Source organism: Acetobacter fabarum (genome assembly GCF_040702925.2).
Taxonomy (GTDB): Bacteria; Pseudomonadota; Alphaproteobacteria; order Acetobacterales; family Acetobacteraceae; genus Acetobacter; species Acetobacter fabarum_B.
Genome location: NZ_JBFCXX020000002.1, coordinates 189,639 through 207,760 on the forward strand (window position 1 = coordinate 189,639; position 18,122 = coordinate 207,760).

14 protein-coding genes are annotated in these 18,122 nt (G+C 61.5%); 6 read left to right on the forward strand and 8 right to left on the reverse strand.

The genetic code is table 11. The features are described 5' to 3' along the window. Positions 1 to 4 precede the first annotated feature (4 nt). The 5 genes from AB2L51_RS03300 to AB2L51_RS03320 all read right to left on the reverse strand — a co-directional run bounded on the left by AB2L51_RS03300 (position 5) and on the right by AB2L51_RS03320 (position 6,924). Complete coding sequence (locus AB2L51_RS03300; protein WP_395581299.1) at positions 5 to 1,345, reverse strand: TldD/PmbA family protein; 1,341 nt, start codon at positions 1,343 to 1,345, stop codon at positions 5 to 7. After that, positions 1,342 to 2,607, reverse strand: coding sequence for a M16 family metallopeptidase (locus tag AB2L51_RS03305; RefSeq protein ID WP_166112326.1), 1,266 nt, complete (start codon positions 2,605 to 2,607; stop codon positions 1,342 to 1,344). The genes AB2L51_RS03300 and AB2L51_RS03305 overlap by 4 nt, the downstream gene beginning before the upstream one ends. 64 nt (positions 2,608 to 2,671) lie before the next feature. Continuing rightward, positions 2,672 to 4,072, reverse strand: coding sequence for a threonine synthase (gene thrC / locus AB2L51_RS03310; protein WP_395581298.1), 1,401 nt, complete (start codon positions 4,070 to 4,072; stop codon positions 2,672 to 2,674). A gap of 64 nt (positions 4,073 to 4,136) precedes the next feature. Next, complete coding sequence (locus AB2L51_RS03315; RefSeq protein ID WP_395581297.1) at positions 4,137 to 5,288, reverse strand: L-dopachrome tautomerase-related protein; 1,152 nt, start codon at positions 5,286 to 5,288, stop codon at positions 4,137 to 4,139. Positions 5,289 to 5,418: 130 nt separating this feature from the next. Then, on the reverse strand, positions 5,419 to 6,924 hold the full coding sequence (locus AB2L51_RS03320; protein ID WP_395581296.1) for a carboxypeptidase M32: 1,506 nt from the start codon (positions 6,922 to 6,924) through the stop codon (positions 5,419 to 5,421). Positions 6,925 to 7,026: 102 nt separating this feature from the next. On the opposite strand from AB2L51_RS03320, the gene AB2L51_RS03325 reads away from it, so the two are divergent. Next, positions 7,027 to 7,659, forward strand: coding sequence for a tetratricopeptide repeat protein (locus AB2L51_RS03325; protein ID WP_395581295.1), 633 nt, complete (start codon positions 7,027 to 7,029; stop codon positions 7,657 to 7,659). A gap of 134 nt (positions 7,660 to 7,793) precedes the next feature. Here the strand turns inward: AB2L51_RS03325 and AB2L51_RS03330 are convergent, their stop codons facing one another. Both AB2L51_RS03330 and AB2L51_RS03335 read right to left on the reverse strand, forming a co-directional pair. Beyond that, on the reverse strand, positions 7,794 to 8,354 hold the full coding sequence (locus AB2L51_RS03330; RefSeq protein ID WP_395581294.1) for a T4SS efffector SepA family protein: 561 nt from the start codon (positions 8,352 to 8,354) through the stop codon (positions 7,794 to 7,796). 74 nt (positions 8,355 to 8,428) lie between these two features. Next, positions 8,429 to 8,626 (reverse strand): DUF29 family protein, encoded by a 198-nt coding sequence (locus AB2L51_RS03335; RefSeq protein WP_400920703.1) that lies wholly within the window; start codon positions 8,624 to 8,626, stop codon positions 8,429 to 8,431. Here AB2L51_RS03335 and AB2L51_RS03340 point away from each other — a divergent pair, their 5' ends adjacent. Genes AB2L51_RS03340 through AB2L51_RS03350 form a run of 3 tightly spaced genes read left to right on the forward strand, consistent with a single transcriptional unit; the run spans position 8,627 to position 14,861 of the window. After that, a complete protein-coding gene (locus tag AB2L51_RS03340) occupies positions 8,627 to 9,181 on the forward strand; it encodes a hypothetical protein (protein ID WP_395581293.1) in 555 nt (184 codons plus the stop codon). 15 nt (positions 9,182 to 9,196) lie between these two features. Further along, positions 9,197 to 11,863 carry a DNA mismatch repair protein MutS gene (gene mutS / locus AB2L51_RS03345; protein ID WP_395581292.1) on the forward strand — a complete coding sequence of 889 codons (2,667 nt, stop codon included), beginning with the start codon at positions 9,197 to 9,199 and terminating at the stop codon, positions 11,861 to 11,863. A gap of 46 nt (positions 11,864 to 11,909) precedes the next feature. After that, complete coding sequence (locus tag AB2L51_RS03350) at positions 11,910 to 14,861, forward strand: [protein-PII] uridylyltransferase (RefSeq protein WP_395581291.1); 2,952 nt, start codon at positions 11,910 to 11,912, stop codon at positions 14,859 to 14,861. On the opposite strand, the gene AB2L51_RS03355 is transcribed toward AB2L51_RS03350, so the two are convergent. Continuing rightward, the gene (locus AB2L51_RS03355) at positions 14,853 to 15,725 is read right to left on the reverse strand and encodes an NUDIX hydrolase (protein ID WP_395581290.1); all 873 of its coding nucleotides are present in this window, start codon (positions 15,723 to 15,725) and stop codon (positions 14,853 to 14,855) included. The genes AB2L51_RS03350 and AB2L51_RS03355 overlap by 9 nt on opposite strands. Positions 15,726 to 15,906: 181 nt before the next feature. Here AB2L51_RS03355 and AB2L51_RS03360 point away from each other — a divergent pair, with 181 nt between their 5' ends. Both AB2L51_RS03360 and AB2L51_RS03365 read left to right on the forward strand, forming a co-directional pair. Then, positions 15,907 to 17,649 carry an ABCB family ABC transporter ATP-binding protein/permease gene (locus tag AB2L51_RS03360; protein WP_395581453.1) on the forward strand — a complete coding sequence of 581 codons (1,743 nt, stop codon included), beginning with the start codon at positions 15,907 to 15,909 and terminating at the stop codon, positions 17,647 to 17,649. A 64-nt stretch (positions 17,650 to 17,713) separates the two neighbouring features. After that, a complete protein-coding gene (locus AB2L51_RS03365) occupies positions 17,714 to 18,028 on the forward strand; it encodes a hypothetical protein (protein ID WP_395581289.1) in 315 nt (104 codons plus the stop codon). Positions 18,029 to 18,122 lie beyond the last annotated feature (94 nt).

The window sequence follows — 18,122 nt, forward strand, 5'->3', positions numbered from 1 at the left end:
ACAGTTATGCCCCGGCAGTATTCAGGACATCTGTGCGTAATGTGGGGGCGTCGGTGCCAAAACGGAATACCAGATCATCCGCTAATGTGATGGAAGCAAAAATTTCCAGCAGATTCCCCGCAAGGGTAAAGCCCGCTACAGGCTCGGCTATCTGACCATCACGGATCATGAAGCCCGAAGCGCCACGGCTGTAATCCCCGGTCAGGCCGTTAATGGAGGAGCCCATCATTTCTGTAATGTACAGCCCTTCCCGAATATCGGCCATCAGCGCAGAGGGGGAAAGAGGACCGGGTTCAAAGAACAGGTTGCTTGCCGAGGGACCGGGCGGGCTGGCCGTGCCGCGGGCTGCGCGGGCATTGCTTTGCAGGCCAAGCTGGCGCGCGCTCCGGTTGTCCAGCACCCAGGTCTGCAAAACGCCGCCCTGCACGAGCGAGAGCGGGGCCACGGCCATGCCCTCCCCGTCAAACGGGCGGGAACGCAGGCCCTTTACGCGGGTCGGGTCATCGGTAATGCCAACCGTACTGGCAAAAATGGCCTGTCCCATCCTGTCTTTAAGGAAGGATGTGCCACGGGCAATGGCGGTGCCCGTAATGGCTCCCACAAAATGCCCCAGAAAGCTGCCAGCAACCCGCGGGTCAAACACAACGGGGTAGCGCCCTGTTTTGGGGCGGCTCGGATTCAGGCGTGCGACTGCTTTTTGCCCGGCATTGCGGCCAAGTTCTGCCGCGTCCTTCAGGTCATGCAGCCAGACTGTGCCGTGGTAGTCATAATCACGCTGCATCCCATCCCCTGCGCCTGCCAGAACACAGACTGAGTTGGAATGGCTGGTGCGGCCGTAAGTACCCGCAAACCCGGCAGATGTTGCCAGAGTAATGTCGGTGCGCCCCCAGGATGCACTGCTACCCGCGCTGTTGGTCACGCCTTTTATGGCCAGTGCGGCTTCTTCCCCCGCCTGAGCGCGTGCGAGCAGGGCGGCCGTATCGGGCTCGGCCGGGTCTGCCAGTTCCAGAGCATTGGTCTGGAATGTGCCCTGCATGGCGTTGGGCGCAAGGCCCGCGTACTGGTCGTCGGGGAGCACGCGGGCCATGGCCAGAGCCTGCTCGACCAGCGCGCCAAACTTGGCCCGGTCGGGAGTTGTGGTGGAGACAATGGCGTTTTTGTTGCCAACAAAAACCCTCAACCCCAGATCGGTTGTTTCCGAGCGTTCCAGTTCTTCTGTCACGCCATTGCGCACACCAGCGCCTACAGCGGTACTGCTGACAAAAACGGCATCGGCGGCATCCGCCCCACTGGTGCGGGCAAGTTTAACCAGATCGGCAATAAGGTCGAGGGGCTGTTGCGTCATGCTGCCAGTGTCTCCTTGATGCTTTGCAGGGAAGGAATGTGGCCGATGGGGCCAAGGGCTGCAAGTGTTGGCGTTCCTGCAAAAATGCGGGCTGCCGCACGGCAGATGTCCTCACGCGTGACGGCCTCGATCTTGGCGACCGTTTCATGCGTGGGAATGACGCGGCCAAAAATCTGGAGTTGCCGTGCAATCTGCTCGCACCGGCTGCCCGTGCTTTCGAGCGACATGAGCAGGGAGGATTTAAGCTGCGCGCGGGCACGCACCAACTCGTCCATGCTCACTTCCAGCTGAACCTTGCGGAGTTCTTCCAGTGTTACGGGAATAAGCTCTGCGCATTCCTTTTCCCCCGTGCCTGCATAAATGCCAAACACGCCGCCCCCCTCAAACGGGGCGTTAAAGGAATAGACCGAGTACACCAGCCCGCGTTTTTCCCGGATTTCCTGAAAAAGACGTGAGGACATGCCCCCACCCAGCAAGGTGGAAAGCAGCAGGGCAGCGTAATAGTCGGGGTCATGGTACCCGGTGGACGGGAAGCCAAGCACAATATGCGCCTGATCCAGTTCCTTGATCTGGCGGAACTCGCCCCCGGCGTAGTGTGCGGTCTCCATGGCTGGCGCTTTGGTGGTGGGCAGGTGGGCAAAATGCTGCTCAACCTGCGTAACAACAGCCTGATGCTCCAGATTGCCAGCAGCGGCCACAATCATGTTCGCAGGGTTGTAGTGCGTGCGCATATACGAGGTGAGCGTATCGCGCTGCATGCCCTTGATCAGCGCCTCGGTGCCCAGAATGGGGCGACCCATGGGCTGGTTGGGAAAAGCGGTTTCCTGAAAATGGTCAAAAACAACGTCATCCGGCGTGTCATTCGCCTGACCGATTTCTTGCAAGATCACGCCCCGCTCGCGTTCAAGCTCGGCGGCATCAAACGTGGAGTGGGTGAGAATATCGCCAATAATGTCGATCCCCAGCCCAAGATTTTCCTTGAGAAGCTTGACGTAAAAAACCGTCTGCTCACGGGCGGTATAGGCGTTGATATGCCCACCCACATTTTCAATCTCTTCGGCAATGCGCAGGGCAGAGCGGCTGGTGGTGCCTTTGAAAGCCATGTGTTCCAGAAAATGGGATACGCCATTTTCCGCCGCGGTTTCGTTCCGGGTGCCAGCGGAAATATAGGCTCCAAAGGAAACGGTTTCCACACGGTCCATGCGTTCGGTCACAACGGTCAGGCCGGAGGGCAGGCGGGTGAGCTGGATGGGGTCTGTCATTCTTGTCCTGAAAAACAGCAGGGCCGCCGCGTGGGCAGCCCTGCAATGGATGAGGGTGTTTTACTTAGTCTGCGTTGGAAAGGACCGCCGCGCGGACCGCATCCTTGATCGCGCCTTCGGTCGCGGGGACCGTGCGGTAACGCTCCTCCCGCTCGAACAGGTCCGCCAGATGCACGGGGAGCGCGGGGTGAATACCCGTGGCGGCCACCATGGCGTCGGGGAACTTGGCCGGGTGTGCCGTGGCCTCGGCCACCATGGGAATACCCGGCTGGCGGAAGCGGCGGCCAGCAGCAATGCCAATGGCGGAGTGCGGGTCGGCCATATAGCTGGACCGCTGGTGCAGGGTACGGATTTCGGCCTCGGTCTGGGCATCATCCAGCGCCAGACCAGAGAACAGGGTGCGGGCGTTTTCCCAGACTTCGGCGGGTACGTCCATATGCCCCGTGCTGCGGAAGCCGGTCATGATGCGGGCGCAGGCCGGTGCATCCCGCCCGAGCAGTTCAAACAGCAGGCGCTCGAAGTTGGAGGAAACCTGAATGTCCATGGAGGGAGAGAGGCTGGGCACCACCCCTTTGATGGTCATGTCATTGGCGTTGAGGAAGCGGGTGAGAATGTCGTTCCGGTTGGAGCCGACACAAAGCTGGCGGATAGGCAGGCCCATCTTGCGCGCAGCCCATGCGGCCAGAATATTGCCGAAATTGCCCGTGGGCACGGCAAAAGAGACTTCACGTTCCGGCGCGCCCAGAGCAAGTGCAGCATGCACATAGTACGGGATTTGTGCGGCAATACGCGCCCAGTTGATGGAGTTGACGGCGGAAAGGTGCATTTCCCGGCGGAAGGGAAGATCCGCAAACAGGCTTTTTACCAGATCCTGACAATCATCAAACGTGCCTTCAACCGCAAGGTTGGTCACGTTGGGTTCGCGCACGGTGGTCATCTGCCTGCGCTGCACTTCCGATGTGCGGCCCTTGGGGTGGAGGATGATCACGGACAGGCGCTTGCGGCCCCGGCAGGCTTCAATGGCAGCGGAGCCCGTATCCCCCGAGGTGGCGCCGACAATGGTGACGTGCTCGTTACGTTGGGTCAGAACATGCTCAAAAAGCTGGCCGAGCACCTGCATGGCCATGTCCTTGAAGGCAAGGGTCGGGCCATGGAACAGTTCCTGCACGAACAGCCCGTCCTCCACCTGTGTCAGCGGCACAATGGCAGGGTGGTCAAAACCGGCATAGGCCCTGGCGCACAGGGTTTTGAGCGTGTCTTCGTCAATGTCGGAGCCGGTAAAGCGGGCCAGAATACGGGCGGCCAGTTCCGGGTAGGGCAGGGCACGCATGGCCTGCCACTCGGCTAGCGAGAATTCGGGCCATGTCTGTGGCAGATACAGCCCGCCATCTTCGGCAAGACCACTCAGCAGGACATCGGAAAAAGAAAGAACGGGAGCATTCCCGCGTGTGGAAATGTAGCGCATGAGGGCGTTTATATCCTGAATGACGGATGCCGCGAAGTGGCTTGTGCGATAATTTCGGCAGTGCCTAGCCCGGCGGGGGTGTTGTGGGCAGGGTCAGCTCGTAAATGGTGATCGGCCACGTAATGGTGGCCGAAGGCGCGCCAAAAGCCGTGCTGTGGTTGAGCTGGCTGGCGGAAACATACAGGTGCCCGTGCCCGTCCAGTCCCGGTGTCGTGGGCCATTGCAGGCGCGGGTCGGTTATCAGCCTGCGTGGCACCCGCCCGGTGGTGTAGCTGAGAATGCTCGATGTTGTGATGTCGGCCCAGTAAAGCGTGCCGTCATTATCAATGGCCATACCGCCAAGCGATGGGGTTTTGAACCACTGTGTCACGCTTTCCTCAAACGCGGCGGGAGTTATGTCGGGGTCGGTAAAAATGGCGGTGGACACGCGGGAGAGATATTGCCCCGGAGCCTGAAGCACAATCCACGTGCCATCGGGGCTGACCGCAACCATGCTGGCATCCACGGCTGCGTAACGGCCTGTGTTGTCCCGTACCGGGCCGGTGGGCGTTACAATCGGGCGGCTGGCAATAAGGTCGGGGTGGTGGTCCAGAAAGCGCCGGGCTGTGGCGGTGGCAATGTCGATCACCAGCAGGCCCGCAACGCCTGAATCGGGCACGTAAGCCGTAGTGCCATGTACGGCAATGCCCGACAGAATACTCCTCGGCCGCAAGGCGCTGGCCTGTACGGGTACCGTGCGGAGTACGGTATTGGTGCCGGGGTCAATCTCCACCAGTTTGGGGGAGGCTACGGGCGGGTTCGCGCGGTTTGTCACGCCGCTGTCGAGCACCCATATGTGGCCGTCTGCGGTTCTGGTCAGCCCGCCAAGGGCTACAAACCGGGCTTGCGCATCCCCTTCGGGCGCGTTCCACGCGGCATTGGGCCATGCGGCCAGTTGCCCGTTTGTGTCCCGCACAAAAAGCTGCGGGCCAGTGTTGCCAACCCATGCCGGGGCTTCCAGCAGCATGCGTCCGTCTGGCAGGGGAAGTACTGCATCCCATATCTGACTGTTAGACTGCATGAAAGGCTTGAGCGCACTGGCAGGCAGTTCCGCAACCTTGGGCATGTGCAGCGCCCATGCCGGGGCGCTAGCCAGTGGGAGAGCAAACAACGCTGCCAGCAGGCCAAAAGCCGCGCGGCGACTGGGGGCGTAGGAGCGGGGGAAAAGAACAGTCATGCGCGCGGGCACCCGGTTGGTGGAGATTCAGGCATAAAAACGTGGGCAGAAGTTTCCGCCCCACAGGCTGGCCTTGCAAACGCCTTGTGTGCAGGGCCGGTTTGTCGTGGGTGTGGTGGTGCGGTCCCTTTTACGCATCGGGCGCGCGCTCAAGGTAACGGCGGCGGATATGGGTCAGGTAGGCCGTGGCGTCCAGCGGCTTGCCGGTGGCATCCTGTATGATCCGGGGCATGCTGGCACTGCGTGCGCGGCCATGAACATTCTGGCGCAGCCATGCCAGTAGAGGGGCAAAATCTCCCTGGCCAATGGCGGGCAGAATGGCCGGGTTGGCTTTGCAGGCCGCGTTACGCAACTGGGCTGCGGTCATGGCGCCAAGAGCATAGCAGGGGAAGTAGCCGAACAGCCCCGCAGGCCAGTGAATATCCTGCAGGCAGCCGCGCCGGTCATCTGGCACGTGCAGGCCCAGCAGGGCGTGCAGGCGGTCATTAAAGGCTCCGGGCAGGTCGGCCAGTGCCAGATCGCCCGAAATCAGGGCTTTTTCCAGCTCGTAGCGGACCAGAATATGGGCTGGGTATGTGACCTCATCCGCATCCACACGAATGAAGCCGGGTTCAACATGCGTCAGGTGCCGGTGCAGGCTGGCTGCGTCCCATCCGGGGGTGTTGTCCGCTACGCCAAAACTGTTGCGAACCTGCGGAGCCAGCCAGTTTGCAAAGGTGAGAGAACGGCAGAACTGCATTTCCATCAGCAGGGACTGGCTTTCATGCAGGGTCATGCCGCCGGACTGGCCAACAGGCTGGCTGGCCCATTCGGCAGGGAGCCCCATTTCATACAGGGCGTGGCCTGTTTCGTGCAGCACACCCATCATGGCGGGAATAAAATCCGCCTCCACGTAGCGGGTGGTCAGGCGTACGTCGTGGGTAGCACCACCGCAGAACGGATGCGCGCTTACGTCCAGCCTGCCACGTGTTACGTCAAACCCCATATGGTGCATCAGGCGGCGGCCCAGAGCCTCCTGCCGTGCAATGGGGAATGGACCTGCGGGAGGCTGAAGGGCGGGCAGGCTGGCCTGCCGGTCCAGTACGGAGCCAATCAGTTCGGGCAGTTCTGCGGCCAGAGACGTAAAAACAGGGTCAATATCCGCCTGACGTGTGCCGGGGTCAAAACTGTCGAGCAGGGCGTCGTATTCAGTCAGCCCCATGGCCTCGCCTGTGGCTACGGCGGTCTCACGCGTCAGGCGCAGCACTTCTGCCAGATGCGGCTCAAGGCTTTTAAAGTCACTTTCCTCGCGTGCGGTGCGCCATGCCATTTCGCACCGTGCGGTGGCCTGCGTGCTGGCTTCCACCAGTTTGCCCGGCAGGGCGGTGGCCTGAATGTGCTGCCTGCGCATCTGCTCCAGATTGGCAGCACGCCACGGGTCATCCCCCGCTTCGGCCTCGGCCAGCAGGTCCGCCATAACCGGAGCAGTCAGGATTTCGTGGCGCAGCCCTTCCAGCATGGCCAGATTGTCGGCCCGGCGCTCGGCAGCGCCCGATGGCATCATGACTTCCTTGTCCCACCCCAAAATACCAAGGGCATCATTGAGGGAGGAAAGGCGCGCAAAGTGGCGCTCGAGGGAAAGATAGGCTTTGTTCATGCAGAGGATGCTACAGCATCATGCCCGCAAACAAAACGTGTCTGATCGGGCATATCCACCTTTCAGGCCGGGTTTGGCTGCAAAATTAAAGGGGCAGACCGTGTGAACGGGAAAAAAACGGATCAGGACCCTCCACTGGCTCCGGCGGATATGGCGCTGGCCTGTCTGGCGCGGGGGGATGCCGAGCGGGCCGAATCCCTTTTGCGTGCGCATTTGCAGCTTAACCCTGCGGATGCACAGGGCTGGCACGCCATGGCCTGCATTGCCCGTGCCGGGGGGAATGCAGCGGTCGCAGTAGCCCTTGCGGGCAAGGCGGTGGGGCTGGTGGGGGAGCCGTTTTTTCATATCACGCTGGGGTTGGCCCTGCTGGAACTGGGGCATGTGGCGCAGGCGCGTGCGGCGGCCAATGTGGCCGTGCTTGCAACGCCTGCGGGCCCCCGCGCGCATGACGCCATGGGCCAGATACTGGAAAAGGCGGGCCGCCTGCCCGAGGCTGAGCAGGCTTTGAAAAAAGCGCTCTCCCTGTGCCCGCTGGAGCCGGAGCGGCATATGACGCTGGCTGCCTTTATGGCCCGGTATGGGCGGGTGAACGCAAGGTCGCGCATCAGGCCGAACAGGAGGGGCGGGAGTATGAACCCCGGACCCATCGTGCCAAGGCGAACGTGGAAGCCGCCGAGAAGAACACTCTGGCTAAAACTCTGCATCAGATCATCGAAGGTGCGGAACAGCTCATAGCCAAGGTTCAGAAGGCAACGGATGACCTGATGGACTGGTTCGCCGATCTGGCTGACGAAGTGGGCCGAGAATGAGGCCCGCCGTTCCCAAGAAATCAAAGAACAAACTAACGGACCAAAACGCGGATGGAGGCGTTAATTCCCTGAGTGTAACATCCCAGTCTTGCCGGGGTACTGCGCTTTTGGATTTTGCCTCCATTGGAACTTCACCGAGACAGGGATACGCCACTTTTTGGCAAGACGATCTACTTCTTTCCAACAGGCAGATGCGGATTGTCCCTGCACTGAAATGCCAAGGTCTGGATGATATTTAAAACCATCGGCTTCGTAAGAACCGGCTTTGGCAGGAATAGACAACTCCTGAACTAGATTGTCGTTTTTTACCCCTTTGACCTTCACGGCCTTAATCGTTGTGATCAAGATAGCCAGCCAGTTTGGATTGGGAAGTGCTTTATTGTTGATGGATGCAGATAAAGGCTTTGTATACGAAAGTCCCGGTGTGGTGTCGAAATGGATAATTTCTTCGTCGGTTGCGGAAAATACAGATTCTGGCTCGTCATCTCGTTCAATTCCGAGTTGTTCCATCGCCTCAATCACAAGGAGATCGATAGTTTCACTTGGTGTTTTGATACCATGCCATGTTTTGAGAATGCTGAGGTTCGCAAAGGTGGCATCATTGATTCGGACTACGGGCATTGTGTTGGGCTCCATCAGGGTACGACGGAGAATATGTAACATATAATCCTAACTTGTCAAGGATATGTTACATATTATTCCAAGAGTCTGCCTAAAATATCAGGTTCTGCCCAGAAACCTTCATCCATCATATGGCTGAAGGTCCACGGGCAGGCCGTCGGGAAGGTGTTTTCTGATAGGCCAGTTTCCAGAGCCGCGTCACGGCGGGCACGGCGATAGGCCGTTTCCACGCTGGCTTCCAGAACGCTTCGCAAGCTCGGATTGTCGGCCAAATGGTCGGTCAGAGCATCGCGCGTATTGGCGATCGAGATGGGTGCACAACGACAGGTGCCGGGCTGCTCTATGCCGAGCAGGGGCTGGGCGATGCCTTGCAGTGCCTGCGCTATATGGGGCTGGCTGCTGTAAAGGGTGTGAGTTTTCAGGCTTTGCAGCCCTGTTCGCGGCTGGAGGGTGTGCCGCTAGCACTCAGCCCCCTGCCAGTGGGGGACCTGCTGGTCACAGCCCGGATCATAGCCGGTTTGGATGTGGTGGTGAGTGTGGACACCATGATTGTTCATCTGGCGGGGCTGCTGGGCAAGCCCACCCTGCTGTTGAACCGGTATGCAGGGGACTGGCGCTGGGCAGCGGCCTCTGCCTTTCCCGCAGGGGCTGCGGCTTCCCCCGGTGCGCTGGAGCGCAGTGTGTGGTACCCTCCGGTCCGGATTGTCCGGCAGCCTGCCCCGGAGGGGGATGTTCCCAGTTGGCACCACCCGCTTGCAACGGCCGCACACTGGCTGGAGCAGGCAGTGCTATGCAAAGAGCTGGGCGGTTGCTCCCACGAATTGTAGCTTTATGATGCAGGCATGACACGTATCTCTCCCGATGGCGCTACGCCAGCCATGGCGCAGTGGTTCACGCTCAAGGCGGAAAATCCCGAAGCCCTTCTGTTTTTTCGCATGGGCGATTTTTATGAACTGTTTTTTGATGACGCCACGGCCGCCGCCGCCGCGCTGGATATCGCCCTGACCGCCCGGGGCAACCATGGGGGCGAGCCCATAGCCATGTGTGGCGTGCCTGTGGCTGCGGCCCCGGCCTATCTGTCGCGCCTGATCCGTCGGGGGTTCCGGGTCGCGGTGGCCGAGCAGACCGAGGTGCCGAGCAAGGGGCGGCCCGCCAGCAAGGGGCCACTGGCGCGTGGCATTGTGCGGGTGGTAACGCCCGGAACGCTCACGGAGGATGAATTGCTGGAGCCGGGCCGCTCCAACCTGCTGCTCGCACTGGTCTGCCCTGCCGGGGCAGATAAAGGCAAACGCCGCAAGGATGCGCCAGCGGAGGGTGCAGCCCCGCTTGGCGCTGCGTGGATTGACGTGTCCACCGGCCTGTTTGAAACCGCAAGCCTGCCCGCCACTGCCTTGCCCGCCCTGCTGGGGCGTTTGGACCCGGCTGAAATTCTGGCCGGTGCTGCCGTGGAACTGGGCGATTATGAAGCCCGGCGTGCGCCCGAGGCCACATTACCCGCCCCCGGCAGTGCCCGCCAGCGTCTGGCCGCAGCCTTTGATGTGGCGAGTATTGAAGCCTTTGGCACTTTTTCGGACGAGGAGAGTGTGGCGGCTGCCATGGCGGTGGACTATGTGCGCCGCTCGCAGGCGGGCAAGCTGCCCCGGCTGACCCACCCCATTGCACAAAGCCAGAATGGCGTACTGGGCATAGACCCGGCTACCCGCGCCAGTCTGGATATTCTGCGCGCGCGCGATGGTGGGGTGGAACATACCCTGTTTACAGCCATCAACCGTACGGTCAGCGCTGCCGGGGCGCGCATGCTGGCGGAATGGCTGGCCTCTCCGCTCACGGAGGTAGCGGCTATTGCCGCCCGGCAGGAAGGCTGGTGGTGGCTCAAGGACCACGTGGCCCGTTGTGCGGCACTGCGCGATGCGCTGAAAAAAGCGCCCGATATTGCCCGTGCGCTGGGCAGGCTCTCGCTCGGGCGGGGGCTGCCGCGTGATATGGCAGGTATACGCGATGGGCTGCATGCCGCGCGTGAGGCGGCCCGTATTCTGGCCGGGCCGGATGGAGGAGATGTCGCCCAGCTTCCTGCGGTTCTGGCCCATGCCATGGGCTGGCTGGGTGCGGCCCGCGCGCTGGAGGCCGAGTTGCACACGGCACTGGCGGAAGAACTGCCCGCCCGGCTGGATGATGGCGGAGTGATTGCCGCAGGCTATGACCGGGAACTGGATGAACACCGCGCCCTGCGTGATAACTCGCGTCGCCTGATTGCCGCCTTGCAGACGGAGTACGCAACCCGGTTTGAGGTTTCCAACCTTAAGATCCGCCACCACGCCCAGCTTGGCTACGTTATGGAAGTGCCTGTGGGGGCCAGTGCGCGGCTCAAGGATCATCCAGACCTCATTCTGCGGCAGGGCACGGCCAGCATGGCCCGGTTCGCAACGGAGGAACTGGCCAGCCTGAACATACGCATTACGGAGGCGGCGGAAAAAGCTGCCCAGCGCGAAAAGCAGGTTTTTGCGGAGTTGACGGCCAGAGTGCTGGCCGAGAGGGAACTGCCCGCACTGGCTCAGGCGCTGGCGGTGCTGGATGTGTTGCAGTCCTGCGCGGCACTGGCCACGGGTGGAACATGGTGCAGGCCCGACGTGCGTGAGGATACGGCGTTTGACCTGCAAGGCTGCCGCCACCCTGTGGTGGAGGCGGCCCTGCCACGGGGGACGCGCTTTACCCCCAATGGCTGCGTACTGGCCCCAGAGCGGCGCGTCATGCTGCTGACAGGGCCGAACATGGCCGGCAAGTCCACCTTTTTGCGGCAGACGGCGCTGGCGGTCATTCTGGCGCAGGGGGGCTTTCCTGTAGCGGCGGATTCCGCATGCATCGGGGTTGTGGACCAGTTGTTCTCCCGTGTTGGCGCATCGGATGATCTGGCGCGCGGGCGCTCCACCTTTATGGTGGAAATGACCGAAACCGCCGCCATTCTCAATCAGGCTGGTCCGCGCTCGCTTGTGGTGGTGGATGAGATCGGGCGGGGGACAGCGACGCTGGACGGGCTGGCCATTGCCTGGTCGGTGCTGGAGGCCCTGCATTCAACGGTGCGCTGTCGTGCAATTTTTGCAACCCACTTCCACGAACTTTCGCGGCTGGTCGATACTCTGCCCCGTTTGTGCCTGCATACAATGGCGGTGCGTGAGTGGCGTGGGCAGATCGTTTTTTTGCACGAAGTGCTTGCAGGATCAGCAAAAAAAAGCTGGGGTGTACATGTGGCGCGGCTGGCTGGCGTGCCTGTAGGCGTGGTGGAGCGGGCTGGTCGGCTGCTGCGTGAACTTGAACGTGCTGAAAATACCATACCTGAACCATTACCGCTTTTTGACACACAGAAGACATTACCTCCACCATGCGAAAATACGTTAAAGAAACGATTGATGGAGATTGACCCGGATAGTCTGACCCCAAGAGCCGCGCTGGATATTCTGTACGACCTGCGCAGGCAGGCGGGGCAGGAGACAGACACACCTGCTAGCGGCTGATCCCGTCCAATCCCCGACTGTTCTCAGGAGCTGAACCCGTAACCCTATGCCCACCTCTTCCGCACAGGCTGCCGCCCGGCAGCAGACCGACATGTCCGTTCTGGCGACCCTGACGCCAGAAGCCCTTGCCGCGTGCCTGACGCGGGAGTTGCGGGACGCCACACCAGATGATGCCGCCATCCCCCCGCGGGATGAGGCCGTGGCCATTTTCCGGCGGCATCTGGGGCGTTATCAGGCGGATGTCCGCAAGCGCTTTGAGCAGTATGAACTCAAGGGGGCGGCTGCGGCCAAAACGCTCGCCACTTTTGCCGATGTCATGCTGCGCGCCATTGTGGATCTGGCCGTGCGGGCGACTACGGTGGATGCGCCGTCCGCCGTGGGGGGGCGTTCGGGGTTTGCCGTTGCCGCAACGGGTGGCTACGGGCGCGGGCTGCTGGCCCCGTTCAGTGATATTGATCTGCTGTTCCTGATCGCGCAGGACGCGGGTGAGCGTGCTCATCCCATAGTTGAGTATGTGCTGTATTTTCTGTGGGACCTGGGGGTCAAGGTCGGCCACGCCACGCGCACGATAGATGAATGTATTGCCGAGGCATCCAAGGATACAACGGTCCGTACCGCCCTGCTGGACGCGCGCCTGCTGGAGGGGGATATGGCGCTGTTCGCCATGTTCGAGGCCCGCTACATCCTCTCCTGCGTGGAGGCGGGGGCTGCGGGCTTTATTCATGACAAGCGGCGTGAACGGCTGGAGCGGCACCGCAAGTTCGGGGATAGTCCCTATCTGGTCGAACCCAACATAAAGGAAGGCCGGGGCGGCCTGCGGGATCTGCAGACCCTGTACTGGATGTGTCGCAACACTTTTGGCACGCGCCATGTGCGGGACCTGCTGGCCCCGGAGTTTATATGGATGGGCCTGCTGACCGAGCAGGAAGCCGCCCGTGCCCGCCGGTCGTGGGACTTCCTGTGGACCGTGCGCCTGCACCTGCATTACGTGGCCGGGCGGGCAGAAGAACGCCTGACCTTTGACATGCAGCCCGTTATAGGCGCGCGCATGGGCTACACCCGCCACGGCCGCCAGAACGGGGTGGAGCGGTTTATGCGCCACTACTTCCTGACCGCGCGGGAAGTCATGCGTCTGACCCATGTGCTCGAACCCGCTGTGCTGCGGCAGGCGCAAGGTCCGGTGGCCAATGCCGCCAAGCCGGACGAAGCCATGCGTGAGGCAGGCTTTACCCTGCTCGATGGGCAGATATTGCCTGATCGGGGCGTGTCCTTTGATCAGGACCCCATTAAAATGATGCAGATTCTGGACTGGGCGCGCCTGCGCCGCCGTCCACTGCATCCGCTGGCGCGGCACCAGCTTATCCGGTGGGAGCGCCGGGCCATTACCCTGCGCGACAACCCCGAGGCCGCGCGCATCTTCCTCGACCTGTTGTGTGGAGACACGGCAGAGGAGGAGCAGCGCCCGCGCAGGCGTGGGGTGGCCCTGCCTCCGCCAGTTCCTACGGAGGAGACCTCGCCGGTCTATTCCGCCGCCTATGGCAGCCATCCGCCATCGGGCCATTCCTACTGGCTCCATATCCTGAACGAGACAGGGATTTTTGGCCGCCTTATTCCTGACTGGGCGCGTATTGTCGGGCAGATGCAGTTTGACACCTACCATGTGTTCACGGTGGATGAGCACACGGTAGAAGCCATCCGTATTCTGGACGAAGTGGCCGCCGGGCGCATGGCGGACGAAATTCCCATTGCGTATGAACTGATCAAGGGCCTGCATTCGCGCCGCGCGCTGTATATGGCCGTGCTCCTGCATGATGTGGCCAAGGGGCGTGGCGGGGACCATTCGGAAATCGGGGCCGAAATTGCCGCCGAACTCTGCCCCCGCCTTGGCATGTCGGGGGAGGAGACGGAAACAGTCTCATGGCTGGTCCTGCACCACCTCCTGCTCAGCCATACCGCCTTCCAGCGCGATATTGACGACCCCAAAACCATTCTGGACGTTGCGGATATCGTGCAGTCCCCCGAGCGGCTGCGCCTGCTGCTGCTGCTGACCATTGTGGACATGCGCGCGGTAAGCTCGCGCGTGTGGAACGCGTGGAAGGCAACCCTGCTGCGGGAGCTGTACCTGCGTGTGGCGGAAGTTCTGGCCGGTGGCCTGTCCACCACCGAGCGCGACGTGCGCGTGCGCCACGCCAAGAATGTAACCGCCGAAATTCTGGGTGAAGAGGGTGTACCCCAGCGCGATATCGAGCATTTTCTGGGGCTGGGTTACGCGGGGTACTGGCTGTCGTTCGATTACGAGACCCACAGCCGCCATGCCCGCCTGATCCGCGATGCGGATGCGCACGGTGCCCCCCTTACAGTGGAGGTTCTGCCTCTGCCCGCGCGGGGCGTGACCGAGGTCACCGTCTATACGGTGGACGTGCCGGGCCTGTTTTCCAAAATTGCGGGGGCGCTGGCGCTGGCCGGGGCCTCCATTGTGGATGCACGCATCCACACCATGACCCACGGCATGGCGCTCGATACGTTCTGGATTCAGGACACATCAGGCCAGGCGTATGAGGAAACGCATCGCCTTGCACGCCTGACATCCCTGATCGAGCAGGGGTTGAGCGGGCAGCTTGATATCGGGGCCGAAATTGCGCGGGCAGGCTTTGGCCATATGCCGCTGCGCATGCGGGCTATTCATGTGCCCCCGCGTGTGGTGGTGGATAATGGCGTGTCCAACACCTACACGGTTATCGAGGTCAACGGGCGTGACCGCCCCGGCCTGCTGCATGACGTTACCGCGGCCATGAGCCGGGAGAACCTCCAGATCGCCTCTGCCCATATTACCACCTATGGCGTGCGGGCGGTGGACGTGTTCTACGTCAAGGACCTGTTCGGCCTGAAGATTACGGACAAGAAGCGGCTGGAGGAAATCCGTGAACGTCTGCTGGCCGGGTTGAAGGAGGCGGAGGCCGAGGCCTCCGCCTGTGCTAACGCCCGCTACTCAGCCTGACGTCACGTTCCGGCCCGGGCTGGCGGGCGATAGTCCTTTGTCCAGCCCGGTACGCAGTTCCAGGCCCTGCGGGCTGGAAGGGTCAATCAGCCCGGTGCGCAGGAACAGGTCGATCAGCACCAGATTGACGTTGAACTTGAACTCATCCGTGTCCCGCACAATGCGGTAAGCTTCGCTGAGCGGGAGCAGGGCAAAGCTTTCCACCTCGCCATCGGCGGCGGTCGGCTCAAAGCTTTCGGGCAGGTACAGGTCGTAGCAGTATAAAATATCGCGCCGCAGGCCTTCGGGGCGGTTCAGGGCGTAGACAAGTCGTCCTACCTGCACGGCCTGCTCCGCCAGTGGGCCGGGTATGCTGGCTTCTTCTGCCGCTTCCTTGACCAGTGCCTCATGCGGGGTGTGGCCTGCGGGCATGCCGCCCGCCACCAGATGGTCCAGCTTGGAAGGGTCCAGCCGTTTGTTGGCCGCCCGCCGCGCGGTCCACAGGTGCAGCCCGTCCGCCTTGCGGACAAGGCCGTTCATGTGCACACCCGTGGCCACAAACCCGAACAGGGGGAGCGCTCCGCGGTCTATACGGCCCACAACGGGCTGGTCCATGTCGGTGTAAACATCGAACAGTTCGTGGTGGGATTTGTAAAACCCCTCTCTGGCAAGGTCTTCTCCCAGTTCTTCAAGCCCCTTGGGGTGGGGCATGTCAAACCCTTTGTCTGGCGTGCCAAAGCCAGCCTGTTCCATGCGGGTGAACAATTCTGGCGCCAGCCAGCCAGAGGGTGTGCCGCCAAGGGTAAGGGGGGCGCGCCCACCCGGAAGAGTAGCCGTGTTGCAGTCCCTCAGGTGGCGGAGGAACGGGTTGGCATGGGAGGGCATAAGGGCAAAGGTCCTGTTCTTGCTGTGCCAGACACGAATGCTGTTATCGGGTCATAAAAGGGGCATGGCAAGGTGGCGGGGGGTTGCAAAAACTGCCTGACGTGCCACATCCGGGGGCATGTCCCCCCGTAGAGCAGTGTCTGGCCCACTTAATAGGCCGGTTTCCTATACGTTTGCCCGTTTGTTGCCCTACCTGTGGCCTCAGGAGAACAGGACGCTACGCTGGCGCATGGCGCTGGTGCTGGCTGTTCTTGTGGCCGGAGAACTGGCCACGCTGTCAGTGCCCATTGTGTATAGCAAGGTGGTGGACAGGTTTGTGCACCCCAACAGTCTGGCCATGGCGCCAGCGTTGCTCATCCTGTGCTATGGTCTGGTGCGCCTTGTGTCCGGTGCGTTGACCAACCTGCGGGATTCCCTGTTCGCGCCCGTGCGTTTCCGTGTGGCGCGGCAGGCAGCCTATCGCAGCTTTGCGCATATGCATAAGCTTTCCCTGCGCTTCCATCTGGACAGGCGCACAGGGGGCGTTACGCGCGCCATAGAGCGTGGCACGGAAGCGGTGGAAACGCTTTTGCGCATGCTCATGTCCCTCTCGCCTACCATTTTGCAGGCCCTGCTGGTGATGGGGGTGATCTGGCACCTGTTCAACTGGGCTTATGTGCTCATGATCGCGCTCATGATCACGGCCTATATTGTGTTTACAGTCCGGTTTACCTCGTGGCGGCTGGGCATTCGCCGCCGTATGAACGACACCAACACCGAGGCGTCCGGCCGGGCGCTGGATAGCCTGCTCAATTACGAAACCGTAAAATATTTTGGCAACGAGGAGCATGAGGCCCGGCGGTACGACAACGCGCAGGCCCGCTACGAAACAGCAGCCATGAAAACCCAGTACTCGCTAGGGGTGCTCAACTTTGGTCAGGCGGCCATTATTGCCATATCCCTTGCCGCAATCATGCTGCTGGGAGGGCATGATGTGGAGGTGGGGCGCATTACGGTAGGTGAGTTTGTCATGGTCAACACCTACCTGCTCCAGCTTTATGGTCCGCTCAACTTTCTGGGTTCCGTGTATTCGGGTATCCGCACTGCTCTGGTCGATCTGGAGCATATGCTCAGCCTGACGGAAGAGGTGGTGGAAGTGGCGGACCCGGCCAGCCCGCTCCCCATTGCCACGCGGCTGGCGGGCTCTGCCCCGGCACAGGTGGCGTTCCGTGATGTGCATTTTGGCTACCGCCCCGAGCGGGAGATACTGCACGGCGTCAGCTTTGATGTGCAGCCGGGGCACAAGGTGGCCATTGTGGGGAGTACGGGGGCAGGTAAATCCACCATAAGCCGCCTGCTGTTCCGTTTTTACGATACATGGTCCGGGGCGGTCATGGTGGATGGGCATGACGTGCGCTCATACCGTCAGGCGGACCTGCGTGCGGCCATAGGCGTTGTCCCGCAGGATACCGTGCTGTTCAATGACAGCATAGGCTACAACATCGCCTACGGGCGTCTGGGAGCTACTCCCGGGCAGGTGGAGGAGGCTGCCCGGCTGGCCCAGATCCATGATTTTATCATGACCCTGCCCGAAGGGTACGAAACACAGGTGGGCGAGCGCGGGCTCAAGCTTTCAGGCGGGGAAAAACAGCGCGTGGCCATAGCCCGCACGATTTTGAAAGACCCACGCGTTCTTGTGCTTGACGAGGCCACCAGCGCGTTGGACACACATACGGAAAAAGAAATTCAGGCAGCGCTTAAAACCGTTTCCGCCCACCGGACAACCCTTGTGATCGCTCACCGGCTCTCCACTATTGTGGATGCGGACGAAATTCTGGTCATGGGGCAGGGGCTGGTTGTGGAGCGTGGTACACATGCGCAGTTGCTGGCGGCACAGGGCCAGTACGCAGCCATGTGGGCTGCGCAGGCCACGGGGGAGGGCTGACCTGCCGATTGTTGCCATCCCGCCGAATCCGGCAGATGCTGCAAAGAACGTAAGGAGTAAAAACATGGCGGATACCCACGCACACGCCACGACAGGGGCGGAAAATGCAGCACATGCCGGACAGCGCCCCGAAGTGCCCGAAGACCTTGCCCGCTGCGCAATGGTGATCGAACACGCCATTGACCATTTGCGGAATGAGAAGTTCCCGCCACTGGCTGTGGCCTCGGCATTGCTTGGCGGATCGCTGGGTGTGATGGCCCGCAGCATGGACAAGGAAACCATCCTGCGCATTCTCGACTCTGCCGCGCAAAGCGTGCGTCTGGGTGATGTTCACGCCTCCGTTCTGGCCGATGGTGGTGAGGAAAGCGAGAAAGCCTGAGCTTCAACCCTTGACTGAATGCGATGGCTGATGTCATAAGCCGCGCCAATCCTGAATGTGGTCGCCGGGCGTTTGTCTCGGCCCTCTAGTTCCT

Excerpts from the sequence above, each read along its gene's own strand:
- AB2L51_RS03305 (WP_166112326.1), bottom strand. The coding sequence starts at position 2,607 with ATGACAGACCCCATCCAGCTCACCCGCCTGCCCTCCGGCCTGACCGTT.
- AB2L51_RS03315 (WP_395581297.1), bottom strand. The coding sequence starts at position 5,288 with ATGACTGTTCTTTTCCCCCGCTCCTACGCCCCCAGTCGCCGCGCGGCT.
- thrC (WP_395581298.1), bottom strand. The coding sequence starts at position 4,072 with ATGCGCTACATTTCCACACGCGGGAATGCTCCCGTTCTTTCTTTTTCC.
- AB2L51_RS03330 (WP_395581294.1), bottom strand. The coding sequence starts at position 8,354 with ATGCCCGTAGTCCGAATCAATGATGCCACCTTTGCGAACCTCAGCATT.
- AB2L51_RS03340 (WP_395581293.1), top strand. The coding sequence starts at position 8,627 with ATGGTCGGTCAGAGCATCGCGCGTATTGGCGATCGAGATGGGTGCACA.
- AB2L51_RS03300 (WP_395581299.1), bottom strand. The coding sequence starts at position 1,345 with ATGACGCAACAGCCCCTCGACCTTATTGCCGATCTGGTTAAACTTGCC.
- AB2L51_RS03320 (WP_395581296.1), bottom strand. The coding sequence starts at position 6,924 with ATGAACAAAGCCTATCTTTCCCTCGAGCGCCACTTTGCGCGCCTTTCC.
- AB2L51_RS03355 (WP_395581290.1), bottom strand. The coding sequence starts at position 15,725 with ATGCCCTCCCATGCCAACCCGTTCCTCCGCCACCTGAGGGACTGCAAC.
- mutS (WP_395581292.1), top strand. The coding sequence starts at position 9,197 with ATGACACGTATCTCTCCCGATGGCGCTACGCCAGCCATGGCGCAGTGG.
- AB2L51_RS03350 (WP_395581291.1), top strand. The coding sequence starts at position 11,910 with ATGCCCACCTCTTCCGCACAGGCTGCCGCCCGGCAGCAGACCGACATG.
- AB2L51_RS03365 (WP_395581289.1), top strand. The coding sequence starts at position 17,714 with ATGGCGGATACCCACGCACACGCCACGACAGGGGCGGAAAATGCAGCA.